Source organism: Streptomyces sp. NPDC107546 (assembly GCF_055639175.1).
In genome coordinates this window covers 210,709-228,804 of the sequence record NZ_JBVKBA010000012.1, presented here as the reverse complement: position 1 = coordinate 228,804, position 18,096 = coordinate 210,709, and the positions used below count along the sequence as shown (strand labels likewise).

The following is an 18,096-nucleotide window of genomic DNA, read 5'->3' as shown; positions in this document are numbered from 1 at the left end:
ACCCGAAGTATCTCGCGTAACCGGTGGATGCCATGCTGACCCCCCAATCCGCCGAAGAGGAGAAGGACTTCGACGTCATGGCTCAGACGCACAGCACGGGAAAGGACAAAGGAACCGACCGCTCCCCGGCCGCCGGTCTCGTCGGCAGGGCCTTCGGCCGCCTCGGGCGCTGGGGTGGTCTGGTCTTCCTGCTCGCCGGCCTCGCCCTGAGCGGGTGGGGGGCGTACGAGGGGGCGTACCTGGCGGGTTGGGCCGGCACGCACGGCACCCTGACCGTGAAGCAGTGCCAGGTGAGCCACCCGAACAACGCCTCGCGGAGCAGTCACAAGAACCGCCGCCCCGTCCGCTGCGAGGGCACGTTCGTCTCCGACGGCGGCACGAGCAAGGACGCGGTCGCGGCGGTGCAGGTCAGGCATAGGTACGCGGAGGGCACCGAGTTGGCGGTGCAGCAGACGGACGCGCCGACGACGGCCACCTCGGGGAACGGCGACTATGTCCAGGGCGGAATGGACCGCGCCTGGCGCTTCTTCGGGGCCTTCTTCGGCGGATGGGTCCTCACCGGCCTGGGCGTCTTCTGCCTGGCCACGGGATACGCGCCGTTCGGCCAGAGCCGCGTCTCGTACGACGAGGCGTGGGAGGCGGCGGGGCGGGGGGTGACGCGTCCGGTCCTGCTCGGGATGATCGGCGTGGGGATCGTGGGAGCCGGGGTGTCCTTCCTGGTCAGCTACTTCGTCTGACCGGTGCCGGCAGGGGCCGACTGACACGCTGTGCTCCACCGGGGTCCGACCCTTCGGGCGCGCCCCGCCTCCGGCCGCCGTCAGCAGGAGCGGGGGCGGGCGGTGGGCCGCGGACGGTTCGCCGATGCGCGCGGTTGGCGGTCGCGCATGTCGAAGCAACCGTCAGGACCTGCAACGGATTTGTGACAGCGATGCCTGAAGTCGCCGGTGGGTGATTCCGTAAACTTTGCCAGCGGCTGTACTCCTGTGTGATTTCCCTTGACGGATGAGGGAGTTGTACGGCCGCGTCGGCTGACGGGGGTGCTTTCTGCTGTGTCGATGATGCTGCCGGACGAGCTCGAATGGGTTCTCGAGATGCTCGGCTACCGCTGGCCGACGGCAGACGAGGACAAGCTCAAGGAGTGCGCCGCCCTGTGGCGGAAGTTCGGCGACGACGTCACCGAACTGCACACCGCGGCGAACGCCAGCGCCCGCCAGGTGGTCGCCCACAACGCCGGCGAGTCGATCGACGCGTTCACCAAGGTCTACGCCAAGTTCGACGGCGGCGGCTCCGGAGGCTACCTCGCCAACGCCGCCCAGGCCGCCTACATCATCGCGACCGTGCTGGAGGCCTGCGCCTACCTCGTCGAGTTCGCCAAGTGGGCGGTGATCGCCCAGCTGATCGCCTTGGCCATCGAGATCGCCGCCGCCCAAGCCGCCGCCCCCTTCACCTTCGGCCTGTCCGAAGTCGGCGCACTGGGCGCCACCCAGGCCACCCGGCTCATCGTGCGGCGCCTCCTCGACGAACTCAAAGAAGCACTGCTGGAGGCGATCGTAGAGGCGATGAAGGAGCCTGCGATCTCCATGATCGAGGCGATCATCACCGACCTGATCCGCCAGACGGTCAACGTAGGCTTCGGCGCCCAGGAGGGCTACGACCTCGCCACGACCGTCAAAAAGGGCACCGACAGCGCCTGGGACGCCATCAAGCAGACCCCACAGACCCTCGCCGAGGGCGTGCGCGACAGCCTGGGCGAGAAGGCCGGCCACCGCGCCCACCACGCCATCGACAGCCGCATCGACGGGCATGAGGCGTCTGGGAGTGAGGGCCGGGACGGCTCGAGCGACAGTGCCGGGGATTCCGGCTCGTCCGGGAGCGATGGGGATTCGGACTCATCCTCGAACAACTCCTCCGACTCGTCCTCCAGCTCCTCGTCCTCCGATTCGCCCTCCTCAGATTCGTCCTCCGCCGACTCCCACTCCGGCTCCAACGGTTCCGACTCGTCCGGGTCGGACTCCTCGCCGTCGACGCGTTCGGACAGCGGCCCCGGCACGAACATAGGTGGCGGGATATCCGCCGACACCGGCGGCACTCACATCGGCACGCCAGATCTGGGTGCGGGCCCCGACTCCGACCACTCCGGGTCGGACCCCGGGCAGAATCCTTCCACCTCGGACATTCCGACCCCGAGGCATACGACGTCACTGTCCGACTTCGACGATCCCGCACTCAGCGCACCATCGCACAGCGCTCCGGACACCACCGGCTCGACCGACGCTCCCAGCACGTCAGGCCCCACCGGCACCGGCGGCGGCTCTTCCCCGGCCGGTATCTCCTCACCGACACCGCACGCCGCACCCAGCCACGCCTCCTCCAGCGGCACGGCATCCCCGGCGGAAGGCGGCAGCGGCGGCGGAATCGGCACGTCGATCGACAGCCTGGCCGCCAGCGTCCCCACCCACTCCAGTGCCGCACCCACACCGACGACGAGTGATCCGTCCCCTGCGGCCACCGGAGGCGGGGGCCGTGTGGATGGCGTCTCGGCCATCCCGACGCCTCCTGTCGCGCCTTCCACGACGGGCGGTGTGGCCGGTTCGCACCAGGGCGGGAGTACGTCCAGCAATGCCTCGCCCGCCGCGACCCCGAGCAGCCCGACCGCCAACTCGGGTGGGGTGAGGGTTCCTTCCGCCAGTGCCTCCAGTACGTCCTCCTCCACGGCCACCGGACCTGCCTCCACCCAGAGCCCCACGTCTCCGACGACACCCCGGAGCACTCCGGGCCCGACGGCGGACAGCCGGGTATCCGGCACGGCCGACGGTCGGGCATCCGGCACGGCGGACGGCCGAGTATCCGGCACCGCGGACGGCCGGGCATCCGGCACGGCCGACGGCCGGGCATCCGGCACCGCGGACGGCCGGGTATCCGGCACAGCGGACGGCCGAATACCGACCCAGCGCACGCCCGGGAGCACGGCGCCGGGCGACGGCACCACGCCGCGCAACACGCCTGGTACGACGCCCGGTGACCGCACGTCGCCTCGCGACACCCCCGGCACGAGGCCGGGCGACGGCACCACCCCCCGCACCACGATCCCGGGCGACGGCACCACGCCCCGCAACACTTCCGGTACCACTCCGGGGGACCGCACGTCGCCTCGCGACACCCCCGGCACGAGGCCGGGCGACGGCACCACCCCCCGCACCACGCCCCCGGGCGACGGCACCACGCCGCGCAACACTTCCGGTACCACTCCGGGGGACCGCACCGCCCCCCGCGATACCACGGACCCGGCCGGCAGCACCCCTACCCGCACTCCGGGCCAGAACACCTCCGCGACGACGCCGTCCCCCTCGACCGGCACCGGATCCGAGCGAGGATCGACACCGAGCAACGGCACCTCGAACTCCTCGACACCGAGCAGCCGTACCCCGAACTCCTCAACCGCGCCCGGCCCCGCCGCCAGCCCCACCGTCCAGAGCACACCCGGCACGCCCGGTGCCCAGAACCGGCCGGGCACCGACACCGGCTCCGCTCCCAGCAGGCCGCCCCACGAGCCCGCGGGCAGCAGGCCTCGCACCCCCAACGCGCCACAGCAGCCTGCCGCACAGCCGAACACGCCGTCGCAGAACGCACCGTCCAACAACCCGCAACAGCAACAACAACATCACCAGGTGACGGCGGTCCCGATCCACACCCCCGTCCACACCCCGAGCGCCTCGGCCTCACCGCCGCACTCGGCAGGGCCTGCCACGCCGCACCACCCGGGCTCCCCCCAGGCCACTCCCGGCACCCCGAATCATCAGCAACACCCGCAGCAGGACAGCCTGGAGGACATTCGCGCCGACCTGGACCACTACCCGGGAGGCCTGTCCGAACCCGACCCCGCCGATCAGCTGGCGCTGGTCGACGCGGTGCCGCACGACGAAGACGGCACCCCGCAACGCTTCCCGGACCCCTTCGGTCACTGGTCCCAACTCCAGAACGATGGCGGCAACACCGTCCCCGGACGCAGCAACAACTGCGCCGACTGCTCCCGCTCGTTCCTGGAGACCTGGTACGGAAACCCCCAGGTATCGGCCCCCCGCACCCTCGACACCGACGAACACGGCAACCCCGACGTCTGGTCCCCCGAGAACAACGCGAACGACAACCAGATCCGCTGGACGGGCGCCGCCCACACCTACGCCGGCCCGGGCAACAACCCCGACACCGCGAACAACATCGCCAACACGCTCCAGCAAGCCGGCCACGGCTCAGCGGCCATCGTCCAGGTCGACTGGCCCGGCGGAGGAGGCCACGCCTTCAACGCCGTCAACCACCACGGCGACATCATCTGGATCGACACCCAGACCGGGCAGGTCAGCCATGACCCCATACACATCGACAACGCCGAGCACGTCTGGCACATCCCGCTGGACGCCGACCGGAACCCGATCGACACCAGCCAGGCCCACTCGGAGACCTCCGAGGACGGTACGGACTCCTCTCAAGACGGAGCCGATGCCTCCCAAGAGGCTGCGGAGACCTCCCAGCAGAAGACCGACACCCCACTGCCAGACGGCGAAACCCAGACCACCACCGCTACGGATCCGTCCGCCGAATCCTCTGATGCTCCCAACCCGGACTCCGCCCAGCCGGACGCCGGGAAACCCACGGACGACCAGTCGGTCGCCGATGCCGACGACCGCAGCCGAGCCGACGAGGGTCCCTCCCATGCCGACTCGCCGCGGCCCGAGACACCTTCGACGGGTGAGTCGTCCGACACCACCCGTGCCCCCGACTCCAGCCCGACGCGTTCCGACGCCGAGAGCAGCCTGGACAACGCACGCGACCGGGAGACGCCCCCCGCAAAGGACGCCGTTCCGGCGCCGGACAGCACGCCGCGTACCGACGCAACGAACACGTCCGGACCCGACACGACCGATCCCGCCCCTCATGCGTCCCCGGGCGACCCGGTCACCGATTCGATCACTCCGGGTCGAACGTCCGACCAGGAACAGCACACTTCCCCCCCGGTCGACAGGCCCGATCACCGAACGCCGGAAGAGCCCGGTGGAAAGACCAACGGCGACAGCGAGAACCCTGCGGACTCCGGTTCCGCCCAGGACAGCCCCAAGAAGAACTCCGACGATCACCCCTACACCGATCCGCACGACCGCGGCGACAGTGACACCTCGGACGAGAGCCGCCGGATCACCGAGGAGGGCCCGGACAGCGACACCTCTCGCACACATGAGCATCCGGAGGACTCCGGCTCCAGGGAATACGGCATCGAGCCCGACGCACTGCAGGACACACTGCGCGACAACCGGGACGTCTACAGGGTCGAGCTGGACCGGGTTCATGACCGCCTGCACCGGTGGGCGGAGTCGGGGCAACTCACGAACGTATTGCGGGCGACTTCCGGAGACAGTCCGCACCCCCACCCCGACGGCCCGCGAAGCTTCACCAGGGCCCAGCTCAGCCAGCATCTGGAAGGGTTCGATCGACTCTCGCGAGGAGAGCAGCAGGCAGTCGTGGCTTCGCTTGCCCGGCTCGGCCTCTCCTTCCACAAGGAGCACAGCGTCGGCGTCAACCCGGAGCGAATCAGCCGCCCTTATCGAGGTGAGAACGAGGGCGACCCGGCTCCGAAAACACCCGACCGGGGCGCCAAGATGTCCAAGGAGTCACTGGGCGTACGACTGCACCGAATGGCGGTCAACCAACTCTTCAAGAAGGCGTCTTTCAACAAGCTCCCCTCCGACGAGGCAGGAAAAGTCAGGCGCAACGGACCGGATTTCAGCGGCAAGAACTTCGCGGTCCTCGAAGTACAGGGCCCGCCGCCGGACCACGAAGTCACCTATGTAGTGGATTCATCGGTTCCTGCCAATCAAAAGCTGCCGGGCGTTCAACCGCGCCACTCGGAGAGGCATCTGCTCGACTGGCTCAAACGCATGGACCAGGAAGGCACGAAGTACACACCGCTGGGACTCTATACCGAGCGCGAACCGTGCGGACAGGGCGAGGGGCACATGAAATGCTCCACGGTCCTCCTGGACGACCGCTTCAAAGGCGTGCCGATCCATTACAGCACGACCTACCGAGACGACCCTGAGGGTGTCGCGATCCGCAAGCAGATGCGCGCCGAGAAGAAAGAAACGCTCGCAATGCTGAAAGACATGCCGGACGACAAGATCAAGGAGCACATGGCTGAGCAGTGGAGTGAGCGCTACAAGGGTGACGAACAACGGCTCGCAAAGGCGCTGAGGAGGCTCGAAGGAAAATCCGGCACCAAACTGATCGACTCCATCACCAAAGAACTTGATGCCCAGCGCACCGAGACCCGGACCCTCAAGGAGCAGGCCATTACTGCTGAGTTCGATCGACACATCGATGCTCTCAGGGAAACCTGGGACACGATCCTTCCTGCGCTGAAGAAGTAACGTCACACACGCGGATACCGCTCAGGGACACATCCTCAACCACTCCCATGGACCAGAACTAGGCTATGCCCCATGCCAGAAACCGTTGACACCCTCGTTCGCGACCTGTCGGTTCGAGACCGCACCGTTCGCCGGGCGGCAAGGGACGCCCTGGCGGCACTCGGGCCGGAAAGCATTGACCAGCTCCTGCCCCATACCCTCGACCGAGGACCGAGGAGCCCCAGGCGTGACGTTCAGTCCATCATTGAACGCATGGGTGACGAGGCGCTCCCGCGCCTCCGTGCGATCCGACGTGAGGGCCCCGGGCGGCTGCGCGGCAACGCCTTGGAGATCCTGGTCAATCTGGGCGGTGCGGACGCGCTCGACGAGGTCGACCGCCGTGCCCTGGAACGCCTCGTACGCATCAAGATCATGGACGAACGCCCGGTTTCGGTCCCCTCGGAGGCCGGCCGCTGGCTGGCCTTCCCGGCGGACCGGCTCGACGACGCCGTAGCGGCTCTCGGCCTGCACGACCTTCGGCCGGTGACCACCGTCATGGGCGTGGCCGCGGCCACCCAGGCCACCGACGCCCTGGACTTCCAGGATTCCCGGGGCGAGACCCGGCGGGCCTACCGGGTCTTCATCACCCCGGAATTCGAGAACTGGCGCGCCAAGGGGCAGGTCGCGAACTGGCGCATGCTGTGGGGAAATTCGTTCCTGGACGAACTCGACGGATTCCGGCTGGCCAGGGAACTCAGCGAGCGATGCGGTGAGGCCCACTTCTACATCATCGACCCCTACAACTCCGCCGAGAACTGGTACGTCGCCCGCGACGGCCACCTGGTGCGCAGCTACGGCACCTACGAACATCCCCAGTTCGAAGGAGAACCGCTGCCCTTCGAGGTCTCGTACAGGGAGGACGCCGACGAGGACGAGGCCGAGGAGTACGCCGAAGGCGTTCCCGACGCGTCCAGGGCAGCCGACAATCTCTCGGTCGAACCCGGCCCTCAACTCGCGCAGTACACCCACGGCCACGGCTGGCTCGCCACCACCCACCCCGACGTCCCCAACTCCCGCTTCAAGGGAGCCCTGCCCATCTGAGGCCCGCACCGGCCGACGGCCCGGACCACCCGGAAGCCGAAAGCCTGCGCACACGTCCGCACCAGCGGAGGACGGGAATCCATGACCGATGCAACCGGCGGCTACGCTCCGCACCCCCACATAGGCGGTCGCACCAACGCCCTGCGCGCGCTTGCCGCCTGGCGCATGGCGTCGCCGGGGGCGCCTCGTGTGGTGGCACTCACGGGACATTCCGGCAGTGGCCGCTCTCGGCTGCTCACCGGGTTTCTGATGCTGTGCGACCCGGAGTCCCGCAAGCAGCTGGATCTGGATCGGCTCGACCCGTCGATCGTGCCTGCCGAGCTGCCCGCACCCGCTGCGGCGGCTTCGCGCGGACTGACGGCCCAACAATTCCTCTGGGCCCTCGCCGACCACTACGAGCTACCGGTGGAGCGAACCGAGGACGTCTACGCCGAGCTGGCAGCCGTCGACGAACCGGTGTCCCTCGTCGTCCTCGATGTGGATCAGGCGGGCCCGGTCCGGCACACGGACGAACCCTCCGTACTGGTACGCCACGTACTCAAGCCTCTCGCCGCCCTCGACTCGGTCCGCCTCGTGGCGGAGCTGCCGCGACATCTCGTGACCGAGCTGGCTGAGGGACTGCCGGCGAGCACACTGCAGATCATCGATCTCGACGAGCCGCCGTGGGCCGACCCCGAAGGGCTTGTACGGCACGCGGAGGCGGCGATGAGCCCTCGATTCGCCGGGACGGACCTGCCGTTCATCGATGACCCGGAGGCCCGGCGCGCCCTCTCAGCGGCCATCGGGCGCCGTGCGGGGACCAGCCCCTTGGTCGTGCAGCTCGCCGTCCAGAGCGTTCTCACCGCTCCCGAGGGCTTCGATCCGGCCGACGAGAGCCAGTTGCCGACCTCCGTCGGCGAGGCACTCGACCTGCACGCCAGACGGCTCGGCGTCGACCCGCAGACCCTGCGGCTGCTGCTGGCGCCGCTCGCCCTGGCCGAGACCGACGGCATGCCCGTCCACCTCTGGGCGCGGCTGGCGAGCGCGGTCGCCGGGCGGGACATGAGCCAGACCATCGCGGGCGGGATGGCACTTGTCGGTCCCTTCGTACAGCTCGTGGAGCACAAGTCGGACGGCGGCGAGGACGACAACAGCGAACGTACGCTGCTGCGCCTCCTGCACCCCGCCATCGGCGACGAGATCCGAGCCGGCCTGCCGAACGTTCGCGCCGCTCAGACGCAGATCGCGATGACGCTGCTGGAGGCCGTGCCCGAACAGGACTGGAGCAAGGCCGACCCGTACGTACGCGACCACATCGCGGGCCACACGCTGGCGGCGGACCTGCTGCCCCAACTCCTGACGGATCCTGGGCTGTTCGTTTACGCCGACCCGGTGCCGCTGCGCGCCGCCATCGAGGCCGTCCCGGTGGAGGAGCTGAGCGCACCCGCCCGTGCGTATCTGCGTGCCGCGCCCCTGCTGACCCGCAACGAGGTCTCCGCGCCGTGGCGTGCCGCTCTGCTGGAGACCGCGTTCGTCGAGCACGGCCTGCCCGAATACGCCGCTGCCGTACACCGGCTCGGAGTCGACCTGCCCTGGCAGACCCTGTGGAGCCTGCCCGTTGCGGGCATCAGCGATGTGACCGTCGCCAGCCTGCCCCAGGGCGAAGGGCCGGCGACCCCCGTGGCGGTACTCGTCGTGCCACCCGACACACCCGGCGCACGTTCGACGGACGAGATGAGTGGTTCCGCGGTGCTCGTCCACGGTCTCGCACAGGCGGATGACCTCGGCGACACCGATCCCGCACAGATCCTGCGTCCGACCGAGGAGGAACGGGGTGCCGCCCCGCTGGGCCTCAGCCGCGGCGCCGACTACGTGCGCATCTGGGACCGGGAGAGCCACGAGGTCGTGGCCGCGCTCATCTCCGACGTCCCGATCACCTCCGCAGACCTGTCCCCCGACGGCATCCTTCTCGTCGCCACCGAGCGCGGGGCGAAAGTCCTCCGCCTCCGTCCGGTGGACTCGGCGACAGCCACGTAGGGCATGAGACACCCACCTTCCCCCTCGATCAGTCGGCCACCTCCCGGGATGTGACACCCGCGCCGCCACGGGCAGCGCGGCCCTGTCTCCGCCCACCGAGGCGCACCCTGAAGAGACGCCCGGCGTGACCGCCGTACTCGCCCCTCGGCGCCTCACGCAGCCCGCTCCGGCTCCGACGGCCGCCTGCTGATCTCACTGGTAGGTTGCAACTTCTGCCAGTTGATATGCCAGTTGACTCCATGGGGGATTCATGAGCCGGCCGCCGTTCCAACCACCACCACAACCCGCACAGCCACCGACGAGCCCTTACAACCCTTTCAACCAGCCCGCCCCGCCGTCGCAGCAGCCGCCGGGATTCGGGCCGCCGACTTCCCCTGAACAGCCCCCGATGCAGCCCGGGCCGCCGCCGGTTGCGGGGCGACCCTCGATGCACGCCGGGTTGCCACCCGTTCCGGGCCAGACTCCGGTGTACGGTGGGCCACCGCCACTCCCAGGCCCGCCGCCGGTGCAACCGCCATATTTGGTGCAGCCCGGCCCGCCGTTCCAGGCACCCCCCTTCGGACAGCAGCCGAGCGCAAGCGGTAATCCGGTCGGAGCGGTCCTCCTCGGATTCTTCGTCTCGGTCGTCGTCTCGCTGCTCTACAGCGGTCTCATCCTGGCCACGTACAAGGATCAGTCGCTCACGACGGCCAACACCCTTTATCTCGCCCACGCGTTGCTCAACGGCGCGATCGTCGGCTCCCTGGTCGGCCTGATGGCTCACCGGAGCAACGGCGCCCGGATCGGTGGGGCCGTGATCGCCGCGCTCGGCGCCTTCTTCGGCTATGTCAACGCCATCCCGCTGGTCTTCGCCTGGGAGCGGTCGCCCATGGCCCTCATGGACCTGCTGGAGGCCGAGCCGTTCTTCCCGGCCAAGGCCTGGTGGACCAGCGAAGCCCACGGCGGAGTCGACTGGTTCTCCCCGCTCGGCCTCGTGGTCGCCGCGGCCGCAGCGTGGGGTCTTGCCTACGTGGTCGGCAACAGCCGCCGTCAGACATGACTGCCCGTCAGTAGCGCTCCGTGGCTGGACCTGAACCGATTCCGGGGGCCGCGGTCACGGAAATCCCGTCGCCGTGTGGGTCCGTGCGGTGAGGCACGTGCAGCGAGTCAGCCGAAGTCGTTCGTGCCGGGCGTGGGGCGGGTGCCGATGGTCTCGTCATATGTCGGCATGTTGGTGCCGTACGAGGTGCGCGGGTCCAGTGGACCGTCGCCGGACGGGCGGCCCCCCCGGGTCCAAGCCCGGGGCGGCGCCCGGGTGCCGGACGGGGTGCTGCTCGCCCCCGCGCGGGCGAAGCACCGCGGGCATCACACCGGGGGTGGCCTGCGTCGCGGTGTCCGTGCCCATCTTCTCGAAGTCCTGGGAGACCCGCTCGTCGTTCCACTCATGGCCGTCCGCCGACGACCTGAGATTGTCCCCGCCGGCTTGGACACGGGCGTGCAGACCGGCGAGCGCGGGCTTCCAGCTGGTGGCGATCTCCGCCAGGGCGGGTCCGATCGACCAGCCGGTGAGTGAGGTGCCCGCGGTGCCGGTCTCCTTGACCGCCTTGTCGGCTGGGTCCTTCATGGCCCGGGCCATGCCGTCGCAGGCTCCGGCGGAGGCGCGAAGTTCAGCCGGGTCGACGTCCGTGCGCTGGGACACGTGCGGTTCCTCCCAGTTCCTCGTGGCCGTTCAGAACTGCTGCTGCTTCACTCCGGGCGGCAGCATGCAAGGGGTGCGTACGGCGAAGGAGAGTTCCTGTGGCTCCGTCTTGCCGGAACCGACGGTGTCGGCCGTGACCACATAGGAATTCTTCTTGTTGCGGGCTCTGAACACCGCCGACGCATAAGCGTTCTTGAACTCCCGGTATGAGGTGACCTCGTACCCTTGCTGAGAGAGTTCCCGGCGGAGCGTCCGCACGACGCGTGTGTGCTCCGTCACAGGGGCCGGGGAGTTGACGTAGTAGAAGAGGCTGTACCGGCCGTCCTCGGCGACCTCGTCGTTCTCCCCGATGCACGCCTCGAAGTTCACCTCGGCCGTCGAGGGGGTGAGTTCGACATCGGTGAGCCGGGCCATGTACGCGGTGTAGTCCTTGGCCCATTTCACCGCGGCGTCCTTTTCCATGCGGGGTAGCGGAGCGTTCGGGTCGTCACCTTGAGACATACAGCCTCCAGTCAGGAGCAGGGCTGCGGAGACAGCCAGTACCGTGCGGAGAAGGGAGTTAAAGGCCGGGTACGATTTGAGCCTCCGGTGGCAGGTCCTCCTTCGGAACCTCCGTGGGCTGCTTCCCCGCGATGACTGCTCCCTGGTTGGCGAGGGAGTCGCTGCCCTTGTTCCAATAACCGCTGTGGCCGTGCGTGTCGACTTCGAAATCGTTGCCACCGAATTCTCTCCACATCGGGTCGGGGCCAAGGGTGAGATTGGCGGCGTGCTTGATTACGGCGTCGTCATCCGCCCCGCCGATCCATACGTGCTCCGGGTCCATCTGCAGATCATTCGCCTTGTCCACGGTCATCCCCGGACTGCCGACCACCACTACGTCGTCAGCTCCCAGACCGGAGCCCCCCGCCGCAGCGGCACCGACAACCGTCGAGCCATAGCTGTGTCCGAGGACGGTGGTGTGACTCGGCGACCCGTCGTGGGAGGCGTGCATGCCCGCCACGAACTGGCGCAGGTCCGGAGCGGCGTCCTCGGCCCGTCCGGTCCCGCCGACGCTGTTGAAATCGGTCAGGGAAGCCTCGGGGGCGTCGTAGCCGAGCCAGGTGACCATCGCCACGCTCTGGCCGTTGGACTGCTGCATCGCCGCCGACTGCAGCCTGCCGATGCGCTCGATCTGACCAGGCACGGCGTCCATGTTCGTGTTGGTGCCTGGCACCAGGATTCCGGTGTGCGCGGCGGTGTCCGGGTCACCCATGGCGATGATGGCCCGTCCGTCGTCCTTGGAGTCATAGCCAAGGAGGTACAACTCCTTGCCCTTGGGTGCGCCGTCCGCGGCGTCGAGCCGCTCGTTGAGCACCAGCATGTTGTTCAGACGCCTGTTGACCGTCTCCAGGCTGTCACCCGGGAACCCTTCGGCGTAGTTGCCCTCCTGGGCCAGATTGATCTCCTGGGCGAGGGCCGTGCGATTGGCGTCGTCGCGTGCGTCGGTCGGCAGACCATCGGTCGCGCCGATCTCCTTCGGATAGAGCGTGGTGTAGGCCTGACGCTCCTCGGGGCTGAGAGCCTTCCACCACTCGGCGGCGGCCTTCGGGTCGTCGTCGGGGATCTGCGGAGGCTGGACGCCCACCGCCTTCATGGCCTGCTTGACGTCCTGGGCGGATTCGGCTGCCGCGTCATGGCTGAGCGGGTCGGTGAGGATGTCACCGTTCAGCTCCGCAAGGGCCTTCGCGCCGTCATAGCTTGCCTTGTGCGCGGCGGTCAGGGCCTCGTCGATGGCCGCGCGGTGCTCTCCCAACAGGGCACTGCGGTCCGCGATGGTCTGCCGTGCGTCGGGGTCCTGGTGTGGCAGGCCGGTGGTCGTCGGATCGCTGACCTCCCCGTCACCGTCGACCTGGAAGTGGTCCTCTTCTGCACGTCGCACCGCGTTGCGGAGGTCCGTCTGGGCCTGCTCCATCCAGAACTTCGTGGTGTCCAGGACCTCGGCGATGGCCATGGCCTCCGTCTCGACCACACCGATCCGCGATTCGACGTCCTCCAGGTAGAAGAGGGCCGCGTCTGCGTCGTCGCCCTTCCAGGACTGGTGCAGTGGTCCGGTGACCTGCCGGCGGTGGCGGTCGGTGAGGGAGTCCATGGTCGTCGACAGGTTGCGCCAGCCCTTGGCAGCGGCTTCCAGGTCGGAGAAGTCCTGTTTCATCAGCCGGGAGAAGTCAGAAGCCACGTAGGCCCCCGGTCGGCCGGCCCGCGCGCCCCTCAGGGCATGGCAAGTCCACCCACGTGGCCATGAGGCAACCCCCGTTGCTACTGCTCACTCATGAGTTCGAGGCGCACAGCCTAGCCGACGGCCTCGCCACCGGGGCAATCGCCAACTCGGCCCGCTCGCCGGCCGCTTCGACCGATGCGGGCCGAAGCACCCGTACCCATGAGTTCCTCGTCCTCGATCTCCCGGTCGGCGGTCACGGGTCGGGCACGTCCTTGCAGCGATGGAGCGGTGAGGCGGTGAAAGGCAGCCGCGGCGTCATCCGAACTCGCTGCGCGCCCAGTCGTCCGTGCTCTCCGAGGTGTTCGGGGAGCTGGAGCGCCCGGCGGAGGCGATGGCCACGGCTCTGTTGGACCCCTGCGTGGCGCCCGCGGAACCGGAACCTTCCGTGGAGGCGCCTCCGGCCGGCTGCGTCGTACGGGCACCGTGTCCGGCCACCGCGTCGACACCCCGCTGCACGCGGTCCCCGACCGCCCCGCTGACCTTCTCCGTCGCGCTGTCCACGGCGTTGTCCACGTGCCCGGACACGTCGGTGTAGTCGGCGAGGGTCGACCCCTCTCCCCCGGTGACCTCGTTCTTGAGGCCGTCCACGTACTCACCGGCCGCCGTCCTGGCGACGCCCGCCGTCTCTCCGAGGTCGATGCCGGACCGCGCGTCGAAGTAGGTCTCGACGCTCTGCCGGCCGATGTCCTGCGCCATTCCGATGGCGGCCTCTTTGGCCTTGTCCTTGGCGGCGTCGACCACCTTCTCCTGGACGAACTGCTTGGCCTGCTGCTTGATCTGGTCCTTGGCGAACTGCTTGACCTTCTCCTTGGTGATCTTCTCGAACTGCTCCTTGGCGATCTTCTTGAGAGCGTCCATGGAGGCGTGCTCCATGGCCTTCGTGATCGCCTCCATGACCTCCCTCTTGAGCTTGTCCAGCAGCTCCCGAACGATCACGCGCGTGGCCTGCGTGGCGCCCAGCCCGCCGATCTCGGACAGTCCGAAGGTGAAGGGTGCCGACGCCTGCGCCGCGATGATCTCCAAGGCGAGGGCGACGAGCTGCGCGATCACGGACAGCTTTGCCGTGAGGACCGCCACCGCGGCCGCGTCGAAGGCGAGGGCGATCACCTCGCACGCGGTCTTCGCGTCGGGGATGTATCTGTCCTCGCCTTTCGCGCCGGTGTAGGCGCCCCAGGACTTGCTGAAGCCGTCGACGGCCGTGCCGACGTTGGCGCCGACGACGGTGCGGGCGAAGCGTTCGCCCTGCGTCTCGATGTCTTCGAGCGCCTTGCCGAAACTCCGCCAGGCCTCGGCGACCTCGTGCAGTGCCTCTTCATCGGCCTCGGGCCAGCTGTAGCCGAGGAGGTCGAGCACCCAGACGAGCTCGCTGGGCAGTGTGAGCGACATGCCAATAGCCCCGTATTTGATTAGATGTGGCCGGAAATTCCGTTCAGCAGGTCGCTGTTCGACGCGTCCGATCCGTCGTAGTCGCGTGCCATGTCCTGTAGGTTGTGCCCGATTTGCTGGAGCCGTTCCGCAAGGCTGTCCATCGATGTGAGGATTCCGTCGCGAATCGGGGTGTAGACCTGGCCGAAAAGCTCCCCGAAGTCCGCGTCCTCCCAGGGCTCTCCCAGCCCTTCGAGGGTGCCCTGAAGCCCTTTGGAGGCTTTCGAGAAATCACCCCCGAGGTCGATGAAGTTCTGCCCCTGATTCCGGAGCACGGCCGTGTCAACGTCAAAGGTGTCGAACTCCATCGCTCTCCCCCGGACTCCCTGTTGCTGCAGTTCGTATTGCACGACAGGCCGATACCTTAGACTCCTCGCGCACGACCCAGCCAGCCCGTAAGTCAAGAGATCGTCAAGTCGCCCGGGGGGACCAACAGTGCTGACAGCACAGCCGAGTTACAGCAGTACAGGGAGCCTGTGGGCGGGAAGACTCCTCGGACTGGGACTGCTCGTCGTGGCTGCGGTCGTCGCCGCGTCGACCATTCCGGAACTGCGCAGCGAACTCGCCGGCGAGGGCACCGACGGAACCCTCACCGTCTCTTCATGCGAAGCGCACACGAAGACCCACTACGGCACGCACAGGCGGACCACGGAACTCAGGTTCAGTTGCACCGGGACCTGGACCGCAGAACGCGGTGGGGTGACCTACCAGGATGTGGCGGTGCAGACTACGTCGCGTTTCGAGACCGGGACGAAAATCCCCGTTGTACAAGTGGACGACACCTTCGAGCAGCCGCAGGACCGGGATCCCGGAAAAGACGCCGCAATTCTCTCGTTCTGCCTCTCCTTGCTGGCATTCGGCAGCTACTGCCTCCTCACCGGCTTCGGCACACGCAACGCTCCCGGTTTCACGGCCTCCTGGCAGCGCCTGCCGGCCGCGACCGTGACCGGCCCCGTCCTGGGCGGCGTCTTCGCCGTGGGCGTCCTGGCAGCGCTCGTATGCTCGTTCGCCCTGTGAAGCCCGCATCCCCATCCTGAGGAACCCTCAATGACCCAAGTACACGGGAACGCCGCGACGAATGCCTCCGCATCCGGAGACCGGACGCGCCTCGGCCGCCTCATCGGTGCGGGCCTGGTCCTCGTGGGCCTCGTCCTCCTGGCCCTCGGCGTCTTCCTCGGCCCCTACACCTACGCCACGTCCACACCGGGCAAGCTCACCGTCGAGACCTGCACCGTCGACTACAAGTACCGGAGCACGTCAAGCAGTTCACGGAAGAAGACCAGGACCAGGTGGTGCTACGGCACCTTCACCGCCGACGACGGCAGCGTCAAGGACCTCAACGCCGAACTCAAGAGCGACTCCCTGTACCAGCGCGGCCACGTCCTCGAGGCCCGCAGGACCGGCGACACCTCCTACAAACTGGACCACGGTTGGGTCGGCGCCATCGCCGTCGGCTGCGCATGGTGGTTCGGCGCCCTGATCCCCCTCGCCGTCGGCCTCCTCGGCGCAGTCACCGGCTTCTCCTCCAGGCTGCCGGCGAGCCAGGCCCTGCTGCGCACCACCGTCGTACTGGTCGTGGTGGGCGTTGCAGGGTTCGCCATCAGCCTGCTCGTGGTGTTCTTCACCTGACGGAGGCCCCCGGCGTGCGCCTGTCACCCACGCCTGTCACCCACCTGACCTTCTGAGGCGGTGCACCCCGCGCATGCGGGGATGGGCCCTTGTTCTCCGCCGGCCGTGCCCACGGGGTTCGCCGGTGAGGCACAAGCCGGGTTGTGCTGCTTGATCAATTGTGCATAGCTTTCCGCCTCATGACCATGACACGGAGAACGATCCTCAAGGGGCTGACCGCCGCCCCGTTCGCCGCAGCCGCCGGCAGCCTGACGGTCCCCACCGTCGCCGAAGCGGCCACGATCGACGCGGGACAGTTCAGCCTCAGCAGCCGGTCCTCCAACAGTTACGGCGAGTTCGCCGATCTGGCCGCGGGCCTGGCGACCAAGCTGACCAAGGTGGACGCGACGACCGTGATCGCCGACACCAACCGCAACGCCACCCACCTCACGAGCGCCCCCAGCACCGTCGAGGCGTTCGCGACCGGATTCGCCTGGGACAGCGCCGACCAAGCGGTGGACTACTGGATCCCGCAAGGCGTCACGACCAGCGCCGACGCCTACGGCAACGGGGTCTACCCGGCAGGCGGCAGCAACAGGGTCGTCCTCGTCTCCTGGTACTTCGAGACCGACCCCGACGACGACGGCGTCGACGAGTACGCGCTCGACAAGGGCCTGAGGCTGACGTTCGTCGACTACACCACCGCCGGCACACCGACGTACCGGCACGTCCTTCTCGTAGAGCCGGTCATGACCGGCACCGGGGAGTACTCCTTCAACCCCATCCACAAGCACGCCGGCGGCATTATGTGGTACGGCAACCTGCTCTATGTCGTCGACACCTACAAGGGACTGAGGGTGTTCGACCTGAACACCCTCTTCAAGGTCGCCACCACTCAACCGGATGTGTGCGGACTGCACACCGACGGGTCCTACTACGGCTACGGGTACCAGTACGTCCTGCCGCAGAGCCACGCCTACGACAACGCGGGGACGTACCTGCGCTACACCACGATCGGGCTCGACCGGGCCAGCAGCCCCGACAGCCTGGTGGTGAGCGAGTACTCCCTGTCCGGGACCGTCGACTACACAGACGGCACCTTCAACGGCACGGGCCCCGGTACGACCACACCCAAGGTCGTCCGCTGGAACCTCGACTACACCAACCGGCAGATCGCCTCGCTCACCGCGTCGGAAGCGGTCACCGTCGCCCAGCAGAAGATTCAGGGAGTGGTGTCGCGCAACAGCAAGCACTACCTCGCGACGAGCGCCGGAACGTCCACGAAGGGTTCGCTGCGCACCTTCAGCTCCGGCGACTCGACCGCGGCCACCGTCTGTGACCTGGCCATCGGCTGCGAGGACCTCAGCTACCACAGCAGTGGCGCGTCCGGCTGGGCCTACAGCGAGTCCGTCATCTGGAACCTCAGCGAGTACGTCGGCAAGAGGTACGTCTACGCGGTCCACGCGGACGGTTCGTAGCCGCGTTTGGGGACGGCCCCGAAGCAATCGCCGTCCCCATCCGGCCAGAAGCAGACGAGCGGAGCCCGCGATCAGATGCCCGATCGCCCTCTGCGGCCTGCCGCCTGCAGGCGGCTGCGGTTCAGGGAGATGTCA

13 protein-coding genes are annotated in these 18,096 nt (G+C 68.3%); 8 read left to right on the top strand and 5 right to left on the bottom strand.

Going from position 1 to position 18,096, the window contains the following annotated elements; all coding sequences use genetic code 11:
* Positions 1–32 precede the first annotated feature (32 nt).
* The 5 genes from ACZ7L1_RS20115 to ACZ7L1_RS20095 all read left to right on the top strand — a co-directional run bounded on the left by ACZ7L1_RS20115 (position 33) and on the right by ACZ7L1_RS20095 (position 10,554).
* A complete protein-coding gene (locus ACZ7L1_RS20115) occupies positions 33–737 on the top strand; it encodes a hypothetical protein (RefSeq protein WP_471438850.1) in 705 nt (234 codons plus the stop codon).
* A 318-nt stretch (positions 738–1,055) separates the two neighbouring features.
* Entirely contained in the window at positions 1,056–6,419 is a 5,364-nt protein-coding gene (locus tag ACZ7L1_RS20110; RefSeq protein ID WP_471438848.1) for a toxin glutamine deamidase domain-containing protein, read from the top strand.
* 252 nt (positions 6,420–6,671) lie between these two features.
* Positions 6,672–7,499 (top strand): hypothetical protein, encoded by an 828-nt coding sequence (locus ACZ7L1_RS20105; protein WP_471438846.1) that lies wholly within the window; start codon positions 6,672–6,674, stop codon positions 7,497–7,499.
* A gap of 81 nt (positions 7,500–7,580) precedes the next feature.
* Positions 7,581–9,515: an ATP-binding protein gene (locus tag ACZ7L1_RS20100; RefSeq protein WP_471438844.1), complete on the top strand. Its 1,935-nt coding sequence runs from the start codon at positions 7,581–7,583 to the stop codon at positions 9,513–9,515.
* A gap of 520 nt (positions 9,516–10,035) precedes the next feature.
* Positions 10,036–10,554 carry a hypothetical protein gene (locus ACZ7L1_RS20095; RefSeq protein ID WP_471438841.1) on the top strand — a complete coding sequence of 173 codons (519 nt, stop codon included), beginning with the start codon at positions 10,036–10,038 and terminating at the stop codon, positions 10,552–10,554.
* Between the two features lie 156 nt (positions 10,555–10,710).
* Here ACZ7L1_RS20095 and ACZ7L1_RS20090 read toward each other — a convergent pair whose 3' ends face one another.
* From ACZ7L1_RS20090 to ACZ7L1_RS20070, 5 genes are all read right to left on the bottom strand, one after another.
* Entirely contained in the window at positions 10,711–11,193 is a 483-nt protein-coding gene (locus ACZ7L1_RS20090; protein WP_471438839.1) for a hypothetical protein, read from the bottom strand.
* Positions 11,194–11,223: 30 nt separating this feature from the next.
* Complete coding sequence (locus tag ACZ7L1_RS20085) at positions 11,224–11,655, bottom strand: hypothetical protein (protein WP_471438837.1); 432 nt, start codon at positions 11,653–11,655, stop codon at positions 11,224–11,226.
* A 97-nt stretch (positions 11,656–11,752) separates the two neighbouring features.
* Positions 11,753–13,408: an alpha/beta hydrolase gene (locus ACZ7L1_RS20080; RefSeq protein WP_471438835.1), complete on the bottom strand. Its 1,656-nt coding sequence runs from the start codon at positions 13,406–13,408 to the stop codon at positions 11,753–11,755.
* 297 nt (positions 13,409–13,705) lie between these two features.
* Positions 13,706–14,836 carry a WXG100-like domain-containing protein gene (locus ACZ7L1_RS20075; protein ID WP_471438833.1) on the bottom strand — a complete coding sequence of 377 codons (1,131 nt, stop codon included), beginning with the start codon at positions 14,834–14,836 and terminating at the stop codon, positions 13,706–13,708.
* A 20-nt stretch (positions 14,837–14,856) separates the two neighbouring features.
* A complete protein-coding gene (locus ACZ7L1_RS20070; protein ID WP_471438831.1) occupies positions 14,857–15,183 on the bottom strand; it encodes a WXG100 family type VII secretion target in 327 nt (108 codons plus the stop codon).
* A 205-nt stretch (positions 15,184–15,388) separates the two neighbouring features.
* Here ACZ7L1_RS20070 and ACZ7L1_RS20065 point away from each other — a divergent pair, with 205 nt between their 5' ends.
* The 3 genes from ACZ7L1_RS20065 to ACZ7L1_RS20055 all read left to right on the top strand — a co-directional run bounded on the left by ACZ7L1_RS20065 (position 15,389) and on the right by ACZ7L1_RS20055 (position 17,961).
* Complete coding sequence (locus tag ACZ7L1_RS20065; RefSeq protein WP_471438829.1) at positions 15,389–15,892, top strand: hypothetical protein; 504 nt, start codon at positions 15,389–15,391, stop codon at positions 15,890–15,892.
* A 30-nt stretch (positions 15,893–15,922) separates the two neighbouring features.
* Positions 15,923–16,504 (top strand): hypothetical protein, encoded by a 582-nt coding sequence (locus ACZ7L1_RS20060; protein ID WP_471438827.1) that lies wholly within the window; start codon positions 15,923–15,925, stop codon positions 16,502–16,504.
* Between the two features lie 185 nt (positions 16,505–16,689).
* On the top strand, positions 16,690–17,961 hold the full coding sequence (locus ACZ7L1_RS20055) for a hypothetical protein (protein WP_471438825.1): 1,272 nt from the start codon (positions 16,690–16,692) through the stop codon (positions 17,959–17,961).
* Positions 17,962–18,096: the final 135 nt, after the last annotated feature.